Annotated in this window: 1 pseudogene; it reads left to right on the top strand. The window is 41.4% G+C overall.

The features are described 5' to 3' along the window. Positions 1 to 290: pseudogene (locus A2255_00380) on the top strand (hypothetical protein).

The raw sequence follows: 290 nt of genomic DNA on the forward strand, positions 1-290 counted from the left end.
AGAATTGACAACAGGATCTAATGCGTTTACTGAAAGTTCTAACTTGATTATAAACGTCAGACCGCAAGTACCTTTGCTAACAGACGTGTTAACACAACTGCCTACATTTGAATATCTTCCTGAAAAAGAAAGGTTCCGTGTCACTGTTCATGCTGATGCAACAAGCCAATGCGCTACAGGAAAGGCAGAATCATATTTTATTTACTCATTTGGCGGCGAGGCTTTGACAGGAAAAACCACAAGCCAAATAGTTGATATCCCCAGTGAAATATCCGCGGAAATCCCGACTG

Source organism: Candidatus Melainabacteria bacterium RIFOXYA2_FULL_32_9 (assembly GCA_001784615.1).
GTDB lineage: Bacteria > Cyanobacteriota > Vampirovibrionia > Gastranaerophilales > UBA9579 > UBA9579.